General features: G+C 69.4%; 17 protein-coding genes. 5 read left to right on the top strand and 12 right to left on the bottom strand.

What is annotated here, in order from left to right; genetic code table 11:
- Positions 1-261 precede the first annotated feature (261 nt).
- From ACFWU3_RS24745 to ACFWU3_RS24725, 5 genes are all read right to left on the bottom strand, one after another.
- Positions 262-840: a snapalysin family zinc-dependent metalloprotease gene (locus ACFWU3_RS24745; RefSeq protein ID WP_384441554.1), complete on the bottom strand. Its 579-nt coding sequence runs from the start codon at positions 838-840 to the stop codon at positions 262-264.
- Between the two features lie 534 nt (positions 841-1,374).
- The gene (locus tag ACFWU3_RS24740; RefSeq protein ID WP_384441551.1) at positions 1,375-2,655 is read right to left on the bottom strand and encodes a CynX/NimT family MFS transporter; all 1,281 of its coding nucleotides are present in this window, start codon (positions 2,653-2,655) and stop codon (positions 1,375-1,377) included.
- A 162-nt stretch (positions 2,656-2,817) separates the two neighbouring features.
- Positions 2,818-3,954 (bottom strand): hypothetical protein, encoded by a 1,137-nt coding sequence (locus ACFWU3_RS24735; protein ID WP_384441548.1) that lies wholly within the window; start codon positions 3,952-3,954, stop codon positions 2,818-2,820.
- Between the two features lie 139 nt (positions 3,955-4,093).
- Positions 4,094-4,687 (bottom strand): cysteine hydrolase family protein, encoded by a 594-nt coding sequence (locus ACFWU3_RS24730; protein WP_384441643.1) that lies wholly within the window; start codon positions 4,685-4,687, stop codon positions 4,094-4,096.
- A gap of 185 nt (positions 4,688-4,872) precedes the next feature.
- A complete protein-coding gene (locus ACFWU3_RS24725; protein ID WP_384441545.1) occupies positions 4,873-5,463 on the bottom strand; it encodes an isochorismatase family protein in 591 nt (196 codons plus the stop codon).
- Between the two features lie 147 nt (positions 5,464-5,610).
- Here ACFWU3_RS24725 and ACFWU3_RS24720 point away from each other — a divergent pair, with 147 nt between their 5' ends.
- The gene (locus ACFWU3_RS24720; protein WP_384441542.1) at positions 5,611-6,606 is read left to right on the top strand and encodes a GlxA family transcriptional regulator; all 996 of its coding nucleotides are present in this window, start codon (positions 5,611-5,613) and stop codon (positions 6,604-6,606) included.
- A gap of 20 nt (positions 6,607-6,626) precedes the next feature.
- Here the strand turns inward: ACFWU3_RS24720 and ACFWU3_RS24715 are convergent, their stop codons facing one another.
- On the bottom strand, positions 6,627-7,463 hold the full coding sequence (locus ACFWU3_RS24715; RefSeq protein ID WP_384441539.1) for an alpha/beta fold hydrolase: 837 nt from the start codon (positions 7,461-7,463) through the stop codon (positions 6,627-6,629).
- A 163-nt stretch (positions 7,464-7,626) separates the two neighbouring features.
- Between ACFWU3_RS24715 and ACFWU3_RS24710 the strand changes: the two genes are divergently transcribed.
- The 3 genes from ACFWU3_RS24710 (at position 7,627) to ACFWU3_RS24700 (ending at position 10,855) form a co-directional block, all read left to right on the top strand.
- A complete protein-coding gene (locus ACFWU3_RS24710) occupies positions 7,627-8,178 on the top strand; it encodes a DUF1707 domain-containing protein (protein WP_384441536.1) in 552 nt (183 codons plus the stop codon).
- Between the two features lie 129 nt (positions 8,179-8,307).
- A complete protein-coding gene (gene nadE / locus ACFWU3_RS24705; protein ID WP_384441534.1) occupies positions 8,308-9,141 on the top strand; it encodes an ammonia-dependent NAD(+) synthetase in 834 nt (277 codons plus the stop codon).
- 244 nt (positions 9,142-9,385) lie between these two features.
- Positions 9,386-10,855, top strand: a complete 1,470-nt coding sequence (locus ACFWU3_RS24700) for a phosphoesterase (protein ID WP_384441530.1) — start codon at positions 9,386-9,388, stop codon at positions 10,853-10,855.
- Between the two features lie 130 nt (positions 10,856-10,985).
- Here the strand turns inward: ACFWU3_RS24700 and ACFWU3_RS24695 are convergent, their stop codons facing one another.
- The 6 genes from ACFWU3_RS24695 to ACFWU3_RS24670 form a co-directional block, all read right to left on the bottom strand.
- The gene (locus tag ACFWU3_RS24695; RefSeq protein WP_384441527.1) at positions 10,986-12,062 is read right to left on the bottom strand and encodes a mechanosensitive ion channel family protein; all 1,077 of its coding nucleotides are present in this window, start codon (positions 12,060-12,062) and stop codon (positions 10,986-10,988) included.
- A 201-nt stretch (positions 12,063-12,263) separates the two neighbouring features.
- Positions 12,264-13,166 carry an aminoglycoside phosphotransferase family protein gene (locus ACFWU3_RS24690; protein ID WP_384441524.1) on the bottom strand — a complete coding sequence of 301 codons (903 nt, stop codon included), beginning with the start codon at positions 13,164-13,166 and terminating at the stop codon, positions 12,264-12,266.
- Between the two features lie 207 nt (positions 13,167-13,373).
- The gene (locus ACFWU3_RS24685) at positions 13,374-14,015 is read right to left on the bottom strand and encodes a histidine phosphatase family protein (RefSeq protein WP_384441521.1); all 642 of its coding nucleotides are present in this window, start codon (positions 14,013-14,015) and stop codon (positions 13,374-13,376) included.
- 531 nt (positions 14,016-14,546) lie between these two features.
- Complete coding sequence (locus ACFWU3_RS24680; RefSeq protein ID WP_384441518.1) at positions 14,547-15,650, bottom strand: sensor histidine kinase; 1,104 nt, start codon at positions 15,648-15,650, stop codon at positions 14,547-14,549.
- Positions 15,647-16,312, bottom strand: coding sequence for a response regulator (locus tag ACFWU3_RS24675; RefSeq protein WP_384441515.1), 666 nt, complete (start codon positions 16,310-16,312; stop codon positions 15,647-15,649). The genes ACFWU3_RS24680 and ACFWU3_RS24675 overlap by 4 nt, the downstream gene beginning before the upstream one ends.
- A gap of 235 nt (positions 16,313-16,547) precedes the next feature.
- Positions 16,548-17,759 (bottom strand): DUF418 domain-containing protein, encoded by a 1,212-nt coding sequence (locus ACFWU3_RS24670; protein WP_384441512.1) that lies wholly within the window; start codon positions 17,757-17,759, stop codon positions 16,548-16,550.
- Between the two features lie 571 nt (positions 17,760-18,330).
- Between ACFWU3_RS24670 and ACFWU3_RS24665 the strand changes: the two genes are divergently transcribed.
- Positions 18,331-18,794, top strand: a 464-nt coding sequence (locus ACFWU3_RS24665; RefSeq protein ID WP_384441640.1) for a phosphopantetheine-binding protein, incomplete at its 3' end; no start/stop codon positions are given.

The following is an 18,794-nucleotide window of genomic DNA, read 5'->3' as shown; positions in this document are numbered from 1 at the left end:
CGCCCAGCGTACGAAGGTCACCCCGAACCGTCCATACTTTGTCCTCAACAAGTGGAAACTTGCCGGGTGTTGACCATGAGGGCTTCTCGTGCGGGTGAGGTCCCCGTGGTCGGCGAGGCCACGCGATGAGCCGCGGTCCGGGCCGCTCACCCTCCTGGGGTGTACCTGCGTCCGGCGCGCAGGTCGCCTGCCCGAGAAGCGGGCGAGGTGCCTGACCCCGTAATTCGGGTCAGGCACCTCGCCTTGTGGTGGGCCTACCGGCTAGGGCGCATCCACCAGGATGCGTCCGTCGGCCGGGGTGCGCACGACGCCGTTGGCGTAGGCGGATTCCACGCGGGCCTGTTCAGCCGCGTTCGGAACCGCGTTCTTGCAGTTGGTGCCCGCGCTCGAACCCGACATCAGTTGGGAGCACGGGCCGGGCTTGGTGTCGGGCAGGCCCAGGTTGTGGCCGATCTCGTGGGCTGCGATACGGATCTTGTCGTGGCCCTGGGTGACTGCCTGGCTGCCGAGTTCGACGCGGGCCTGACCGCCCGGACGGACCGGTCCGAGAGTCGCCTGCGGCCAGCCGCTCGTGGCCACGATCTGGATCTCGGCCCGGGTTCCCGGCGCGGCCTCGACCAGCTTGACGTTGTCGACGTTCGAGTTCCACGCGGCGACCCCGGCTGCGATCGCCGCCTCCCAGCCGGCGGCACGGCTGTCGTCGTAGCGGAGCGTCACGGTGGCTGCGGAGTTCCTCGACTCGACAGGCTCAGGCGCCGACGCGGCGTTCGCCGTCGGTGCCGTGATCAGGGTGACCGCTGCGGCGGCGCCGGCGGCCTTCAACCATAGGGAGTGCGGCATTGCTGTCCCTTCACTCGTGGGGGCTCGGCTCCATGCGGAACCGAAAGTGCGGGAGAGGACGGCGACTGCTGAACGGACTGAGTCCGGTGGGCAGTTGCCGAGTCTCCCGGGGGATTCGGAACGTGCCCATCACCGCGTACTGGCCATGCCCCTGTCAAGTACGCCTCTGGGTGGGCGAGTTGGCGAGGTCGCCCACGCCCAGCTCGCCCCTCGCCTTCGGCATGCACCCGGTTCGGAGCCCGTCTCCGAGCGCCCCACCCTGGGCCCTGGTGGATGCGTCGGGCCCCGGCGCTGTGGAAAGTAGCCGCTCCTACCGGTGACCGAGGCGACTCGGGCGTGGCACTGCCCAACGCAAGGCCCGAGAGAAGGCCGAGCCCTCCCTGCGGCAGGCTTGTCGCCTGAGGTGCGTCTGCAGCAACCTCAACCCCAGGTCGTGGTTGCAGGTCACCGCCATGTCGCAACGGCCGGGGCGGGCAGGCGCCGCCACTGCCGTGGCCACTCCTGCCCACCAACACGCAGGAGTGGGCCGCTCCTTCACCTGCTGCTGAGGGCAAGCGTGGTATCCGCGTCAGGACTGGTTCCGGTGGCGCCGATCCGGGAGTGGACGAGGCCCGGGCGGGCCGCGTGGAGGCCGAGGACGGTCTTGGGCACCAGCAGCACGAGAAGGACGAGCAGTGGTGTCTGCCAGCTGCCGGTGGCGCTGCGGAGGAGACCCGTCGTGAGGGGTCCGAGAGCGGCGAGGAGATAGCCGACGGTCTGCGCCATGCCGGACAGGCGTGCTGTGGTGGGGGGTGAGGGCGAGCGCAGGGCGAGCAGGATGATCGCGAGAGGGAAGGCGCTGCCGGTGGCGACGCCGGTGACGAGTACCCACGTCCAGGCGTGGGCGGGGGCGACGACCAGGCCGCCGAGTCCCGAGGCCATGACGGCCAGGACAGCGAGGAGCAGAGGTCGCTGGTCGGTCAGTCGCGTGGCAGCGAGAGGGATGACGAACCCGAAGGGGATGCCGGCGAGCATCATGACGGACAGCATCGCCGCGGACTCGGAATTTGTGTAGCCGTAGTCCTGGAGGATCATCGGGAGCCAGGACACCAGCACGTAGAACGTGCACGACACGGCTCCGAGGAATCCCGCGACGGACCAGGCCAGCGGAGAGCGCAACAGACGACCGGTGGGCTGTGCGTCGGCGGGCACCGAATCGGGGCGGCGGGCGTGGCGCCCCCGGGAGACCGGGATGAGCCGGTACCGAACCGCGCGGGCGTTGCGAACCCACAGCAGCGCGGCTGCCAGCGAGGGCAACGCCCAGGCGACGAAAGCGAGATGCCAGCCGACCGTCTCGTCGAGAGGGATGGCGAGTCCGGCTGCCACAGCTCCGGAAGCGGCCATGATCGTCATGGCGATCCCGGTGAGTGTGCCGGTGCGGATGGGGAATCGGTGCTTGATGATGGCCGGCAGGAGGACGTTGCCGATGGCGATGCCGGTGCCGGCGAGGACCGTTCCCGAGTAGAGGGCGAGCGGTGACGCCAGCCCGCGCAGTCCGATACCGGCGGTGATGAGGCCGAGGGCGGCGACGATCGCGGGTTCGGTGCCGACGCGGCGGGCGAGCGGCGGGGCGAGGGACGCGAATACGCCCAGGCACAGGACGGGCAGCGTCGTGAGGACGGCGGCTCCGGTGTCGTCCAGTCCGTAGCGGGCTCTCAGCTCGCCGAGGACCGGTGCCGTGCCGGTGATCGCGGGACGCAGGTTGATGGAGAGAAGGACGATCCCCGCGAGAATCCAGAGGCGGCCTGCGCGGATTCTTCGCTGGTGTGCGGACATGCTGTGGTTCCCCCTGTTGTCGTGCTGTGCGGCAGAGCGGCCCGGCCCCCAACCGATCGGGTTGGGGGCCGGGCGAAGTCGTATGTGGGCACGAGTGGTGCCGTGTTGGTCTCCCCCCGGAGCCCTGCTGATCCTCTGCGGTGAGTGGCAGAGGACGGCGGATCAGACCTGGGCGACCGTCCGCCCGGTGACCGGGCAGGTCATCGCTGCCGCCCCGGTCGTGGCGAATGCGGCCGGCGTCGCCGACAAGGCGGAGAGGGGCTTCTCGAGTTGTTCGAGGATCTCCGTGGACAGCAGGTCCTGCTTGCCCTTGAGGGCGTCGGCGATCACCGTGTCGGAGACGAACACCAGTTCGGCGGCGATGTTGTCCTGGACGATGCGCGCGATGTTGTCGAGGACGGTGAACACCGGGTCGGCCGGCGGCGACGTGGTCGGGAAGTCGATCAGGTGGGTGTCGACCTTCTTGGCGTTCATGTGCGGCTTGATGATGATGGTGTTCTGGTTCAGGACGGACGTCGTCCACTGAGACAGAACACCCACGTACAGGTCCGCCCACGCGGCCTCGCCGATCTGGGCCCGCCACTTCTTGAGCAGGGCCTGTACCCCGGCGATCTGCGCGGCTGAGGCGTGTTCCATGTTGACGCCGACATTGGCGAACGCGGCCTTCGCGAAGTCCTGGTAGGACTTCATGTCGAACGTCTTGGTCTTGACGGCCGTGTCGATGAAGGTGTTCGCCTTGTTGAGCAGCTCGTCGCAGGACGTGGTCAGCCCTGCCGGAAGGGCCGCGTCCTTGAGGTTGGTCTTCGCCACCCCGAGGGTCTTCTGGTACTCCAGCAGCGGGGTGATCCAGCCGGTCCCGGTCTTCATGGACACCATGGCCAGGTCGTGCGGATCGATCCGGGCGGCGTTGGGGACGTTGGGCACCTTCTCACCCAGATGGGCGGCGAGGACCGAGAAGATGCCCAGGGGAACGTGGGCTATGGACTTGGCCATCTCGAAGATCTCCGAGACGGGCTGGACGGCCTCTTGCTTGCCGCCGTGGATCAGGGTGAACCTGCCACCCTTGTTGTCGTTCTGGACGACCATGACCGGGCTGAGCTGCTTGATCAGCTCGGCCTTGAGTGCCGCGTAGTGGGAACGCATCCCCGCGTTGACCGCGAGAATCGAGTCCCGCGCCTCCCGCTCGGTGACGGCTGCCAGAGCTGTGGCGTCCTCGGCGGCGAAGGCCGTGCCGTTGGTGAGGAGCGTTGCCGCACCGACAGCCGAGGCCGTGCCGAGGAAACTTCTGCGCGTAGCCACGTGCTTTCTTCTCCCTTGTGGATGTGCTTGCCCTCGGCCCCGGACGGGGACGAAGACGGTCGTGCGGTGGGGGGAGATGCCGGCTCCGCCCCAGCGGGGGGAGAAGGGGGGAGGGCGGAGCCGGTGGCTGGATGGGCGGTCAGGTCAGCTCGGAGCCGGACTCGACGACCAGCCCGAAGAGGTCGCCGATGGTCGCGAGCGCGCCCTGCTGTACCTGCGCGGCGGACACGCCGCCGGCGGGAGTGGGCAGGGGCCGGGTCGCGGAGGCGTCGGCGACGACCGTGGGAGCGTTGCCGCGCAGGAACGCGCCCTCGGTGGTGAAGGTGACGCACATGTGGGTCATGAATCCGGCGATGACGACGTTCTTGTTACCGGCCTTGTCGACCAGTTCGCCGAGGTTGGTGCCGACGAAGGCGTTGGGGACCTTCTTGGTGACAACCGGCTCGCCGTCGATCGGCGCGACCTCGGGGTGGATCCTGCCGATGTCGGCGGTGACGTCGTAGGGGGTCCCCTTTCCGCCGTCGTTCTGGACGTGGATGACCTTCCCGCCGGCCGCTCGGGTCCGCTTCAGCAGATCGGCGGCCTTGTCGAGCGCGGGCTTCCAACCCTCCAGTTCCATCGTCCCCTTGGTGTACGTGTTCTGGTAGTCGACGAGGATCAGGGTCGAGTCCTTGAGGGCGGCAGGCTTCGCCGGGAGCTTGTTCAGCGTGCGGAGCGTCGTCGTCCCCGACAGGTCCACGGCGGTGCCGGCCGCCGCCTTGGCGGACACGGCAGGTGCGGTGTCCTTCTCGTCGTCCGTCAGCTGGATGCCGCCGAACACGGCCGCGGCGCCGACGGCCGCGGCTGCGACGAGTCCGACGCCCACGCGAGCCGCCGAGGGCTTCTTCTCTGTCCGGTTCCCGGTCTCGGTCATGGTGATCAGCCCAGCTCGGCAGCGGTGGGAACGACGACGCCGTACAGGTCCTCGATGGTGGCCAGCGCCCCGTTGTGGAGCTGTTCGGTCGTGACGCCCTTGCCCGCGGCTGTGAGGGGGCGGGTCGCGGACGCGTCGGCGACGACCGTCGGGCGATTGCCGCGCAGGAACGCCCCGGCCGCCGTGTACTGCACACACATGTGCGTCATGAACCCGGCGATGACGAGATCGTTGTTCCCGGCGTCGTCGACCAGCTTGCCGAGGTCGGTCCCGTGGAAGGCGTTGGGGGTTTCCTTCACCACGGTCGGCTCCTCGCCGACCGGGGCCACGGACGGGTGGATCCTGCCGATCTCGGCGCGGATGTCGTACGGGGTGCCCTCGCCGCCGTCGTTGACCACGTGGATGACCTTCGCTCCGGCTTCACGGGCCCGGTCCAGGAGCAGGGCGGCGGCGTCGAGGGCGGTCTGCCAGCCCTCCAGCTCCATCACGCCCTGCGTGTAGGTGTTCTGGTAGTCGACCAGGATCAGGGTGGAATCGGCCAGCTTCGCGGGTGTGTCGTCGAATCCGTTGAGCTGGCGGAGCGTGGTTGAAGACATGGGCTATCCCTTGCAATGGGGCGATGGAGTGCGGCCCGCCCCGTCCGGCAGGCCGCGCTCCTGACGCTATGACGCCCACTCAAGTGACGGCAATGTCATGTAACTTGCAGGTTCGGACATGACCGGAGCCCGGCCCTGGGGGACACCGTGCGCACTGTGGAACGCCTTGTCGTGATCGTTCTCTTCGAGGGTGTCGATCTTCTCGACGTCACCGGCCCACCAGAGGTGTTCGCCCTGGTCCGGCGGGAAACCGACGATGCCACGGGCTATCGGGTCCTGCTCGCGGCCGAGACCCTCGATCCGGTCACCACCTCCACGGGCGTACGGATCATGCCCGACATCACGTTCGCCGATGCCGTCGCCCAGGCCATCGACACGGTCCTGGTGCCCGGGTCCGTCACCATCGACAGCAACCGCCGCATCCGCGCCGTCGTCGACCGTGACGTGGTCGCGCGGGTGAAGGCCCTCGCCGCACGGTCCCGTCGTATCACCTCGGTGTGCGTCGGGGCACACCTCCTGGCCGCCGCGGGGCTCCTGGACGGCAAGCGCGCCACCACGCACTGGTCCACCGCGCCGCAGCTCGCCGCCGATCACCCCGCTGTGCGCGTCGACCCGGATCCCATCTTCATCCGCGAGGGAAACGTGTGGACCGGAGCCGGGATCAGCGCCTGCCTCGATCTCGCCCTCGCCCTGGTGGCCGAGGACTTCGGCGAGAGCACCGCGCTGCGCGTCGCGCGGCAGCTCGTGATGTACCTGAAGCGCCCCAGCGGGCAGAGTCAGTTCTCGGTCCCTCTCGAACCGGTCTCCACGACCCGCCGGATCGAGGAGATCCGTCACTACATCAATGAGAACCTGCGACAGCCGATCAGCGTTGCCGATCTCGCCGAAGCCGCGCATCTGGGGGAGCGGCAGCTCTCCCGCGTCTTTCGCGCGGAGCTCGGGATGACTCCCGCCGCCTACATCGAATCCGCCCGCGTCGAACTGGCGCGCCACCAGCTCGAATCGACGGACGACACGCTGGACCGCATCGCGTCGGCATGCGGGTTCGGCACCATCGACACCCTGATCCGAGCCTTTCGCCGCACCCTCAACACCAGCCCGACCGAATACCGCCGTCGCTTCCAGACCGTGTCCCATCCTTGAGTCTGCCGCAGGGCGCGCACCTACCCGTCGGCGCGGGACAGGAAGTCGATGAGCGCGGCGGTGAGTTCGGCGGGCGCGTCCTCCTGGACGAGGTGGCCCGCACCGGCGATCGGTTCGAACCGGGCGCCCGGGATGCGGGCGGCGAGCTCCTGTCCCTTCGCCATGGGAATCCAGGTGTCGTCGTGGCCCCAGCACACCAGGGTCGGGACACCGATCCCGGCGTACCGGTCCTGCACCTCGTCGGTGTAGAGCTGGTCGGCCTGCGCGATCTGCCGGTAGAAGGCCGGCTGGCCGAGGTCGCCGAGCCAGGGCTCGACGAGCCGGTCGAGGACTGCCGGGTGCAGCCCGGGGCTGCTGGCCGAACTCACGTACTCCCGCACCAGGGCGTGATGCAGCGCGGGCGGCAGTCGCTCGAAGACATCGGAGTGCTCGCCGACGAGCCGGAAGAACGGGGATCCCCACGGCGCCAGCGCGACCGGGTCGACCAGCGCGAGGGCGCGGTAGCGGGCGCCGTGCAGCAGATGCGCCCGCAAGGAGACCGCACCGCCGAAGTCGTGGGCGACCACCAGCGGTTCTTCCAGTCCCCAGTGCGCCAGGAGTTCGGTGAAGACCCTGCCCTGGGCGGCCAGGGAGACATCCTGGCCGGCGGACTTCTCCGACGCCCCGTAACCGGGCATGTCCCACACGAACACCTCGTGACGGCGGGCGAGGGAACGGGCGACGGCGCGCCAAACGTAGGAGGAGAAGGGTGTGCCGTGGAGGAGGACCACCGGTTGCCGGCCGGATTGTCCGAGGCGGTCCCAGCGGACGTCGCCGGAGGTGCTGCGGAAGGTCTCGGTCAGCTGCCAGTCGCTCACGGCGTTGCCCCTCTCGGTTGTGGTTCCGGCCCAGGTAGGGATCATGCCGGATTCGGGTACCCGGGACCTGCCGACGGCCCGTGGGACCGGGCTCGGACAGTGCATCAGCCGAGTGTCCGAATCACCGGGCGGTGGGTGACGGGACAGCCCTTAGGCTGGAACGGTGACGTCCCTCCCCGAAGACCCGACGCGACCGATCGTTGACGGCGACCGCGACTCTGCCGTGCTGCGGCTGCAAGAGGCGTACGCCGAAGGGCACATCTCGCACGAGGAGATGGACGAGCGCCTCGGCCGGGTGCTCACTGCCACGACGGGCAGCGAACTCGTGACGGCCCTGGGCTCACTCCCGGCGGAGAAGGCGGCCACCACGTCCACGATCGGCGCCGCGGGCGGACGGATCAAGCGGCGCGGGGCATGGCGGGTGCCGCGGATCCTCAAGGTCCATTCCGCGTTCGGCAGGGTGCACCTGGACCTGTCCCGGGCAGTCATCGAAGACCCCGTGATCGACATCGAGCTGCAACTCGGCACCGGCAAGGCCAAGATCACCGTGCCTCGCGACGTGATCGTCGACATCGAGGGCCTGACCACCGGGTGGAAGGACACGCTCTACCAGCCCCCGCGGCGCTCCGGCCCCGGCGGGCCGACCATCCGGATCACCGGGGCCATGGGGTTCGGGCGGTTGAAGATCCGGCACGCGCGGCGTGTGTACCGCTGAGAAGAGGGGCGGCCACGCACTCCTGTGCCGGGGCCTGTGGGACCGGCCCGGATCGGCCCTGACCTGCCGGAAGGCGCTCTGTAGGGTGGGCGGGCGACAGCGCATCGTGAACCGCGACAAGGAGCAGAAGTGAGCAGCCAGCCGGCGTCCAACGCCCTGCAGCAGGAGATCGCCCGAGAACTCATGGTCGGCGAGACCTTCGACGCCGAGCGGGAGATCGAACGCCGGGTTGCCTTCCTCGCCGAGCAGCTGACCACCACCCGTCTGCGCTCCCTGGTGCTCGGCATCAGCGGTGGCGTCGACTCCACCACGGCCGGGCGGCTGTGCCAGCTCGCCGTCGAGCGGGTCCGGGAAGCCGGGCACGAGGCGCGTTTCTACGCCATGCGGCTGCCCTACGGCGTCCAGGCCGACGAGCACGACGCCCGGCTCGCGCTCTCCTTCATCCGCGCCGACCAGGTACTGACCGTGAACATCAAGCCCGCGAGCGACGCGGCGCTCGAGGCCTCGCTGGCCGCGGACGTGAGCTTCCGCGACGACCACCACCAGGACTTCGTGCTCGGCAACATCAAGGCCCGGCAGCGCATGATCGCCCAGTACGCGGTGGCCGGCGCCCACGACGGTCTGGTCGTCGGCACCGACCATGCTGCCGAGGCGGTCTCCGGGTTCTTCACCAAGTTCGGCGACGGCGCCGCCGACCTCGTGCCGCTGACCGGACTGACCAAGCGCCGGGTGCGTGCCGTCGCCGACGCGCTGGGCGCGCCCACCGAACTGGTGTGGAAGATCCCGACCGCCGACCTGGAGACCCTCGACCCGGGCAAGGCCGACGAGGACGCACTCGGGGTCTCGTACGACGCCATCGACGACTTCCTGGAGGGCAAGCCGGTGGACGAGCGGACCGTCGAGGCGATCGTCAGCCGTTACCGCCTCACGGATCACAAGCGCCGGCTGCCCGTCGCTCCGTAGGTCGTCGCGAACGAAGGAGCGGTCGGGGGAGCCGCAGAAGACCTGACAGCAGGTCAGAGACCTTGTGGCGGCCGGACCGTGGTGCGGCCGGCACAGTCGTGGCGTGCCGTGCGTCCGGCTGTTCGCGACCCTTCCGCTCCGCGTTCATCCCCTGTTCGGATACCTCTTCGAGACTCGGTCAGTCGCTCCCAGCAGCTGATCGAGAGGCTTCACCGTGAGGGCAAAGAGCAGCGAAGATCCTGAGATGTCAGCGATCTCACGTCGTCGGTTGGTCAAGTACGCAGGTGTCGGAGCGACGTTGGCGGCCGCGAGCCCGCTCGCCGTTGCCGGAGAGGCGGCAGCAAGCGAGGCAGACCGCAGCGATTCCAGACCCGGTGATGCGCGCAGACGGGTGTGGCGAGCCGGCGACCACCACGTGCACTCGGAGTACAGCGGCGAGTTCGACACGTCGACGAACCCGCCGACCTTCCACAAGGGTGCCGACGCCGTCTACCCGATCGTCACCAACGCGATCATGGCCAAGCACTTCGGTCTCAGCTGGGTGATGTGCACCGACCACGGCGGACCGACGCACTCCAAGGTGAACATCGAACAGGCCTATCCCGACCTGCTCCGCTCACGGGTGCTCGTCCCCGGAGTCCTCCAGTTCTGGGGCATGGAGTTCGACGCTCCGGCACTGGACCACCACACCCTGATGATCCCGCACCACCGTGACGAGGCCCAGCAGCTCTTCGAGCTGGAAAGCCGCTTCGCCAAGCACGACGCCTTCCCCGCCGATCGAGGCCGCGACACCGAGGCCAAGATGATCGAGTTCCTGAAGGCCGCGAAGGACATGCCGCGCAAGCCCCTGGTCATCGCGCATCACACGTCCCGGTCGGCCACCGGGCTCGGCGTGTACGGCCAGGACACCCCGCGGGAGTTCCGCAACGGCAACAACACGGCGCCGGACATCTACGTCGGCTTCGAGGGCGCTCCCGGCCACCAGGCGGGCCCGCTCAACGGCGGCCCGCGCGGGGGTTACGGCAACTACCCGACCCACGGCGGCTTCGACCAGATGACAGCCCGTGTCGGGGGACTGTGGGACTCCCTCCTCGGCGAGGGCCGTCGCTGGTGGATCACCGCGACCTCGGACTCGCATGTGCACTGGACGCGCGGCGGCGCCGACTTCTGGCCGGGCGAGTACAGCAAGACCCACGTCCTTGCCCGCCACGACTACGCCGACATCATGGACGGACTCCGCAACGGTCGGATCTGGGTCGGCACGGGTGACCTGATCACCAGCCTCGATCTCACCGCGAGCAATCGCAACCGTGAAGCGGCCATGGGCGAGACCCTGACCGTGAGCAGCCGCAATCGTACGGACGTCGACATCGAGATCACGTTCCGGCCCCTGAAGGGGAAGAACGCCAATGGTGACCGCCCTGAGGTCCGGCGTGTGGACCTGATCGTCGGTGAGGTCACCGGCCCGAGTTCCCAGCTCGACGTCGACACCAACCCGACCACCGAGGTCGTGGCGCGCTTCGGCCCGCGCGACTGGCGCAAGCGGGGTGACGACTACGTCATCCGGCACACACTGCGCAATGTGGAGGGAGACCTCTACGCCCGGGTCCGCGGGACCAGCACCGACGAGGCGGAACCCCTCGCGGACGGGCTGGAGAGCCCGTGGGACGACCTGTGGTTCTACTCGAACCCGGTCTTCGTCGAGGTCCGTTAGGCAGGGCACATGTGACAGCAGCGGGCAGTTGACGGGCGGGCCCTGGTCGCCGGTCCGGCCGGCGCCGCTCGAGAGGCGCCGGCCCGGCCGGGGCAACACCCGCAGTGTGCCGCGGCCCCGCCCGCGTCGGCTACGGGATCATCGGCAGCGTCACGTCCCGCTGCGGCGGAATGGCCACGCCGTTCTGCTGGAGGGTGACGGCCCGCGCCGGAGAGGGAATGCGGATGCCCTCCAGACGGAACCGCTTGTGCAGCTGCTTGATGAACTCGTGCTTGATTCTGTACTGGTCGCTGAACTCCCCGACGCCGAGGATCACGGTGAAGCTGATCCGCGAGTCCCCGAAGGTGTGGAAGCGGACGGCGGGTTCGTGGTCGGGAACCGCGCCCTCGACCTCCTTCATGACGTCGGCGACCACCTCGGAGGTGACGCGCTCCACGTGGTCCAGGTCGCTGTCGTAGGCGACGCCGACCTGCACCAGCAGGGTCATCTCCTGTTCCGGGCGGCTGTAGTTGGTCATGTTCGTGCTGGACAGCTGGGCGTTCGGGATGATGACGAGGTTGTTGGAGAGGTTGCGTACGACGGTGTTGCGCCAGTTGATGTCGACGACGTAGCCCTCCTCACCGCTGGTGAGACGGATGTAGTCGCCCGGCTGGATCGTCTTCGAGGCGAGGATGTGGATGCCCGCGAAGAGGTTGGCGAGGGTGTCCTGAAGAGCCAGTGCGACCGCGAGGCCGCCGACGCCGAGGGCGGTGAGCAGCGGGGCTATGGAGATGCCCAGCGTCTGGAGGACGACCAGGCAACCGATGGCCAGGACGACGACGCGGGTGATGTTCACGAAGATCGTGGCCGATCCGGCGACCCCGGATCGTGACTGGGTGACAGCCTGCACCAGGCCGGTGATCACGCGCGCCGCCGTGATGGTGGCGGCGAGGATGAGGAGCCCCGAAAGAACCTGGTTGACGGTGTGGTTGACCCGGTCGGTCAGCGGCAGCGCCGCCGCGGCGGCCGTGACCCCGCCCGTGAGGGCCGCGACCGGCACCAGCGCCCGCAGCGCGTTGACGAGGACGTCGTCGCCGCTCCAGCGCGTACGGGTCGCGTGCTTGCCCAGCCAGCGCAGGAGAAGGCGCAGCAGGAGGCCCGCCGCGAGACCGACGGCCACCCAGATGCCCGCGACGATCCAGTCGTGCGGCGTGAGATCTCGGTTCACCGGCTGCCTCCCACCGCATCAGGAAGGGGTCGTACGTCCGGTATGCAATGTGTCGTCAACGTGTTGCCGCCTGCTGCTCGGTTCCAGAATGTACGGCCGCCGGTGACGAGACGCGTCGTCGACCGTCGGTCCGCTCATCTTCCTGCATCCGCGGGGCTCTTCGCGTCACAGCCGGCAGGTTCCGCCGCCTTGTCACGCAACTCACTCGCCGATGAGAGCCTGCGTGATCTGACGGGTGGTCTGCGCGGCGACCCGGGGGTCGACGGCGGCGTATGCCGTGTAGGCGTTGAGACCGGTGGCCAGAGCCCAGCCGCGCCCCCGCGTCCAGGTGGCATCGTCCACATCCAGCGCGGCCCGGAAGGCTGCCCGGCTTCCTGCTGACATCAGGGTGAACGCGATGGTCAGATCGCACGCCGGATCGCCGATGCCGAGTCCGCCGAAGTCGATGACCGCACTGAGGCGGCCGTCGACGGTGAGCAGATTGCCGGTGTGGAAGTCACCGTGGAACCAGACCGGCGCGCGGTCCCATGCGGGAGCGCTGAGCGCCGCGTCCCACAGCGCGGTCATCGCCGCGGCGTCGAACGCGCCGTCGACCTGTGCGATGGCTGCCCGCGTGGATCGGTCGCGGTCGGCCAGTGACCCGCCGGAGAGGGCCGCGCGGACGTCCTCGGCCGGGATGGCTCCGGCCTCGAACCGCTGAAGACCGTCCAGGAACTCCGCCAGTTCCACGGCGGCGACGCAGGAGTCGGCCAGCGCCTCGACCGTTGCCACCTCGCCGTCCAGCCAGCTGGACACCGCCCACGGCCAGGGATATCCGAAGTCCGGCCGACCCACTGCCAGCGGTACCGGGATGGCCAGAGGAAGATGAGGGGCGAGCCGGGGCAGCCACCTGGACTCCTTCACGGCCTGCCCGATGGCTCCGGCATGGCGGGGGAGGCGGACGGACAGTTCCGTGCCCAACCGGTGGATCACGTGGTCCGACCCGGCCGCGTCGAGCAGTTCCAGGGGCAGATCTGCCCACTGCGGGAACTGTGTGTCCAGCAGGCGCCGGACCAGGCGTGTGTCGATCAACGGGCGGATGTGCGAGGTTCGTTCGGCCGGCAAGAGCGGCTCCCGCGGTCGGCCCGTCGGCACGGCGGGCGGTCGCGGCCCATCACAGTACGCAGGGACCTCTCCCGTCGAGCGATGTGACGGCCGCCTGCGGCAGGCTCATCGGCCCACGCCTCGCCGCGCCCGCCGGCGGTCATCGGCGCGGGTCCGCGCACCACAGCCCCTGTCGCGGGCGACGGGCCGCGGTCGCAGCGGGACGGGTCACAGGGGGACGAGACTCTCGTCCCGGCCGCTTCCGGCAGCGGGCGAACGTTCCACGTCCGAGGCCCAACGCTGTACGGGAGCGATGTAGCCGAGCCGGCTGCTCCAGCTCCAGCGGCCGTCGCGCGAGGTGAGGGAGAGTACGCACGACGGCACATCGAGGTGCCAGAACGCTCGTGCCGGTGCGCCCATGGCATGGACGAGCGAGGCCCGGATGACCGCCGGCTCGGTGACGGCCAGTACGTGCCCGGCATCGGACGGGACGCTGCTCAGCCAGTGCGCTGTCCGCCGACAGAGCTCGCGTACCGACTCACCTCCGTGGGGTGTGGCGTCCGGGTCCGTGAGCCAGGCGGAGAGCCCGAAGGGGTCGTCGGCCACGATGTCGCCGATCGTGCTGCCGTACCACCTGCCGTAGTCGAGGTCGCGCAACCGCGGTTCCCGCGCGGTCTCCAGCCCAAGGCTGTGCGCGGTGAGCGCGCAGCGGGTCGAGGGTGACCGCACAGCAAGCGAATGGGGAGGAAGCGCCGCTATCGCCGCAGCCGCCCCGCGCACGGCACGTCGGCTTCGGGGACCGTCGCCGAGGCGCGTGTCCGTGAGGGGGGCCGGGGCGGTCGCACACAGGAATGTCAGGGTGACGGTCATGTCGTTGACCTCCTTTGTCCGGCCGAGACGACGTCGGCCGGCTCCCGCGAGTCAGGTGATCAGGCGGGCGGGTTCGGTGGCGGTGTGCAGCGGGTACGCAAGCCGGACGACCCTCGTCCGGGTGAGGGCGAACAGCCTGACCATGCGGTGAGCGGCGTCGCAGAGCGGCCACGCGGCGTCTCCGGCAGCCTGCCGAGCGGGCCGACCGTGGACGGGTCGTGACCGGAGTGGGCCCGCGAGCAGGCGGAGAATCGCCGGACCGCGTGCCAGGTCGAGGCCAGTCAGCCGGCCTGTCGACGACGCACGGACACGTGAGTCATCCGCGGGAGCGGATGCTACGGCCGAAGGCAGGGTGTGCGTCATAGGACAAGCGTTGGTGAGATGTCCCCGGGCAACCATCCGGCAGATGTCCGGAACTGCCCCCGCCGACCGGCTGGCGCGGCCGCGCCGCCCGGCCGAATGAAGCCGCCGAATCAAGCGGTCTCACGGCGGCATACACGCCTTCAGGGCCGGGGATCGGGTCCCGACCGGTCACGCTCCGCCCTCGGCCGGAAGCTCCAGGTGCAGTTCATAGCCACCGTCGGCCGTCGGGCCGGAGGTGACGGTGCCGCCGAGGAGCGCGGCGCGCTGATGCAGGCCGATCAGACCGTACTGCGCGCTGGGCAGGGGGAGCGTGGGCCTGGTCGGGGCAGTGTTGGTGACCGCGACCCGCACGTTGCCGCCCTGGTGGCGGATGCTCACCGTCGCCGCGGCGCCGGGCGCGTGCTTGCGTACGTTGGTCAGCGCTTCCTGGACGGTGCGGTAGATGGCGCGCTGGACGGCCGGCGAGAGGCCGTTGGGCAGGTCCGTCCGCAGCTCGGCCTCGATGCCGCTCCCGTCGATCAGCTGCTGGAGGTCTGCCAGGGACGGCTGCGGGGTCAGCTCCGTGGGGCGCCCACCGGAGGCGCGCAGGACGCCGACCATGTGTCGCAGCTCTTCCAGGGTCTGCACGCTGAGCCCCCGGATGGTGGCCGCGGCTTCCTTGACCTCGGCGTCCCGGCTGCCGACCTGGAGCGCCCCGGCCCGCACCGCGATCAGGCTGACCTGGTGGGAGACCACGTCATGCATCTCCCGGGCGAGCTGTGCGCGCTCCTTGGCCAGCACCGTCTGATCGGTCAGCATCCGTTCGTGGTCACGCGCCTGGGAGATCTCGGTGAGTCGCAGCGACAGGTCCCTCCGGGCCTGGACGAGCTGACCCAGGAAGCAGGCCGCGGCCGCCGTCGCCGCGGTGTAGCCCAGTGTGATCAGGGTCGAGGTTTCCGTCAGATCGATCTCCGGAGACGGCCACGACGACATGTCACAGATCGCGTACGCCACGACGCAGAAGCCGAGCAGGACGCGATTCCGGGACAGCGAGGCGAGCGAGTACAGCGCGACCAGCCCGGCGAAGATCGCGGCGGACAGCAGGATGGCCGGCAGGGTGAGCAGGAAGGTGAGCAGAGGCAGGCGGCGGCGCAGCAGAAGAGAGAAGGCGGCTCCCACGGCGAAGGCCAGACGCAGCGGCTCGTCGGCATCGAGGTGGGCCCAGACATCGAGGAGCGCCACGGCGACGAGGGCGGCGTCGACGAGGACGGCGGGAACGCGTCGGCCGTTCATCCCCGCTCCTGGTCCCGCGGCTGCTTGAGGAGCCCCGCCCTCTCGGCGAGCAGGGCGGCCTGTACGCGGCTGGCGACCTCGAGTTTGGTGAGGATGGCACTCACATGGTCCTTGACCGTGCCTGTGCTCAGGTGGACCCGTGTGGCGATGTCGGCGTTCGACAGCCCTTCCGCGACGAGGACCAGTACGTCGCGCTCGCGGTCGGTCAGCCGGGCCACGCTGCGGGCGGCGGCTTCCTGAGTCCCGGCATCCAGATAGGTGTCGACGACCATCCGGGTGACCTTGGAGGACAGGACGTTGTCACCGCCCGCGAGGTCGCGCACCAGGAACGGCAGTTCCTCGGGGTCGGTGTCCTTGAGCAGAAAGCCGGCAGCGCCGGAGCGCAGTGCCGTCGCCACGTACTCGTCCATGTCGAACGTCGTGAGCATGGCCACGATGGGCGGCTCCGGCATCCGGCGGAGGGCGGCCAGGACGGTGAGTCCGTCCACGTCGGGCATACGGATGTCGAGCAGCACGACGTCCGGGCGTTGCTCCTTCACCGCCTCGACCGCCTGGCCGCCGGGAACCGCCGCCACGACCGTGATGTCGTCCGCCGCGTCGAGGATGCGCTGGAAGCCCGTACGGATCAGGGCCTCGTCGTCCACCACCATTACCCGGATCACGTGTGCTCCATTCGCCACCGGACCACTGTCCGATTCGTACCATGCCGAGAGCCGCCGTGCGGGTGCCGAAGGCCGAATGCGGCCACGTGGCGGGGTGGGCCGGCCGATCGGCGGGGGTGCCTCCGGCGCGCCGCGTGGAGCGGCGCGGTGCCGGCGACACCGCTCCCGGCCCGGTGACCGCAGCGGCCATCTCCGACCGACAGGCTCCGCCCGAGGACGTATCCCCAGCTGTCGGTCATGTGATCCGGCGCGCCGGAGCTGTGGCGGCATGGAGGAGGTACTCCAGCGGTCCACGCCGGAAGTAGCGGGTCCACAGGAGGGCGAACAGCGTGGCCGCCACGATGAAGCCGAGGAACACCGGCAGTGGGGCCCAGCCGTCCAGGTCCTCCAGCTCGTCGGCGCCCAGGAAATGGATCGCCACGATATGGGCGACGTAGGCGGTCAGGGAGATCGAGCCCACCGCGGCGAGCGGAGCCAGCAGCCAAGGATGGCCCTTGGTGAGCTGCACGGTGAGGCAGCAGACGGCCAGGACGGTCAGCGCGACACCGGTGTTGCCCACGATGGACCACGTGGTCTGGCTGTGCGGGACGGCGACCAGCAGCCACGCCGGATACCCGGAGGCGAACTCCTCACCGACGGCGTCCGACCACCACGCAGATGCGGCAGGGCCCCCGCCCGCGGCGGCGCTGACCGCTGCCCGGGCTCCCGGGACCACGTGCAGAAGGAGCCACGATCCCCCGTAGCCGGCCACGGCGAGGGCCGCGCCGGTGCAGGCCAGCTTGACGAGGGTGTCGCGGCGCGAGAGGTCCAGCTTGGCCAGCGCCATGCCCGCGACGATGAAGGAGAACCAGGTCAGCGCCGGGTACTCACCCGTCACGAACAGTTCGAGAAACCCGTCGGAGTCGGTGATCCGGGCCAGCGGATCCAGGTCGATCAGTGTGTCCGCCCAACTTCCGCCGTCGACCGCCGCCCTCAGCACGTACAGCACCTGAGGCAGGACGAGCGCGGTCGACGCCGCGATGATCGCCAGCGTCCTCGCCCTCAGCCGGTACAGCGGGAGGGCGAGGACGAACAGCAGCCCGTAGAAGGCCAGGATGACGTCGACGTCGGTGTCGAGCAGGACCAGCGCGTAACCCAGGACGATCAGAATCGCGGCGCGGATCAGGACACGGCCCGCCGCCTGGCGTCCGCTCCGCCCTGTGCGCGGCTGCGGACGGCCCATGAGCAGAATCAGGGTGAACCCGGCCAGGATCGCGAACAGGGCCGCGGACCGGCCGCGTGCCACCTCCATGAGCCAGCCCACCGGGCCACCGACCGATGGCTCGGGGCCGATGTGCGCGGCGAACATCCCGAAGATGGCCAGGGCACGCGCGACATCGAGACCGATCATCCTCCCCGTCGAAGGGGTACGGACGGGTGCATCGCCCGCGGCTGTCGCGGACGGCATGCCCGGAGCGGAGACGCGTCCCATTGGGCACCAATCTCCGGGAAATCCGTCGCTTCAACCATCCGGCAGGTGACCGGACCGCCCCCGCCGATCGGCGGGGGCGCGTCGTGTCCGCCGGCGGTGGGTTGCCGACCGGGGGTGCCTGCGCCGTTCGAAGCCGCGATGGGCAGCGGCATTCATGTGCGCTGCCGGGTGCGCTGTCAGGTTCCGAACTCCCGTGCCTGATATATCTCGTCCGACCGGACTCGATGGGTTGAGGAGTGTTTACACTGGGGAATTGCCTTGACCGCCACATCTGTTATCAGCCCCGATATGCACGGTCCGGTGGGACCGGGGGAAATCTCGGCGTGAACCGCACTGACTGCAGGTGAACGACCATGTACTCGCAGTTCGACGAACCGACAACAGATCATGTCTGTATGGCTTGGGGATTGTCGGTCCCGCCTCCGGGCCGAACGCGAATCCACCGGACGCGGGCCGCCTGGGTCGAGACGTTCCCCATGCCTCGGGAGGAACTGTTGTGAAGGGCAACAGCTTTGAGGGACATGCTGCTGCATCCGATTCCTCGGCTCTGGTGGACACCGCTGCCCCACAGAATGGGCAGATCGGCACCGAAGCGCAGTTGGCCGAGATACTCGCGGGTGTTCTGCATACGGACCGGGTTCCCGTGGACGGTGACTTCTTCGCGGATCTGGGTGCGGATTCTCTGGTGATGGCGCAGTTCTGTGCGCGCGTCCGTAAGCGTGACGACCTTCCGACGGTTTCGATGAAGGACATCTACCGCACCCCCACGATCCATGGGCTGGCCGCTGAGTTTCCCGCCGCCGCCCCCGAGCCGAACGCAGGGGATTCCGGCACGGTCACTGATGCACCGTCACAGGATCTGGAGGCGCAGCTGGCCGATGTGCTGGCCGGGGTTCTGCATACGGACCGGGTGCCGGTGGACGGTGACTTCTTCGCGGATCTGGGTGCGGATTCTCTGGTGATGGCGCAGTTCTGTGCGCGCGTCCGTAAGCGTGACGACCTTCCGACGGT

It is taken from the genome of Streptomyces sp. NPDC058685, assembly GCF_042714725.1.
In the GTDB taxonomy this organism is placed as follows: domain Bacteria; phylum Actinomycetota; class Actinomycetes; order Streptomycetales; family Streptomycetaceae; genus Streptomyces.
The sequence above is the reverse complement of the archived record's forward strand: the minus strand, read 5'-3'. Positions and strand labels throughout refer to the sequence as shown.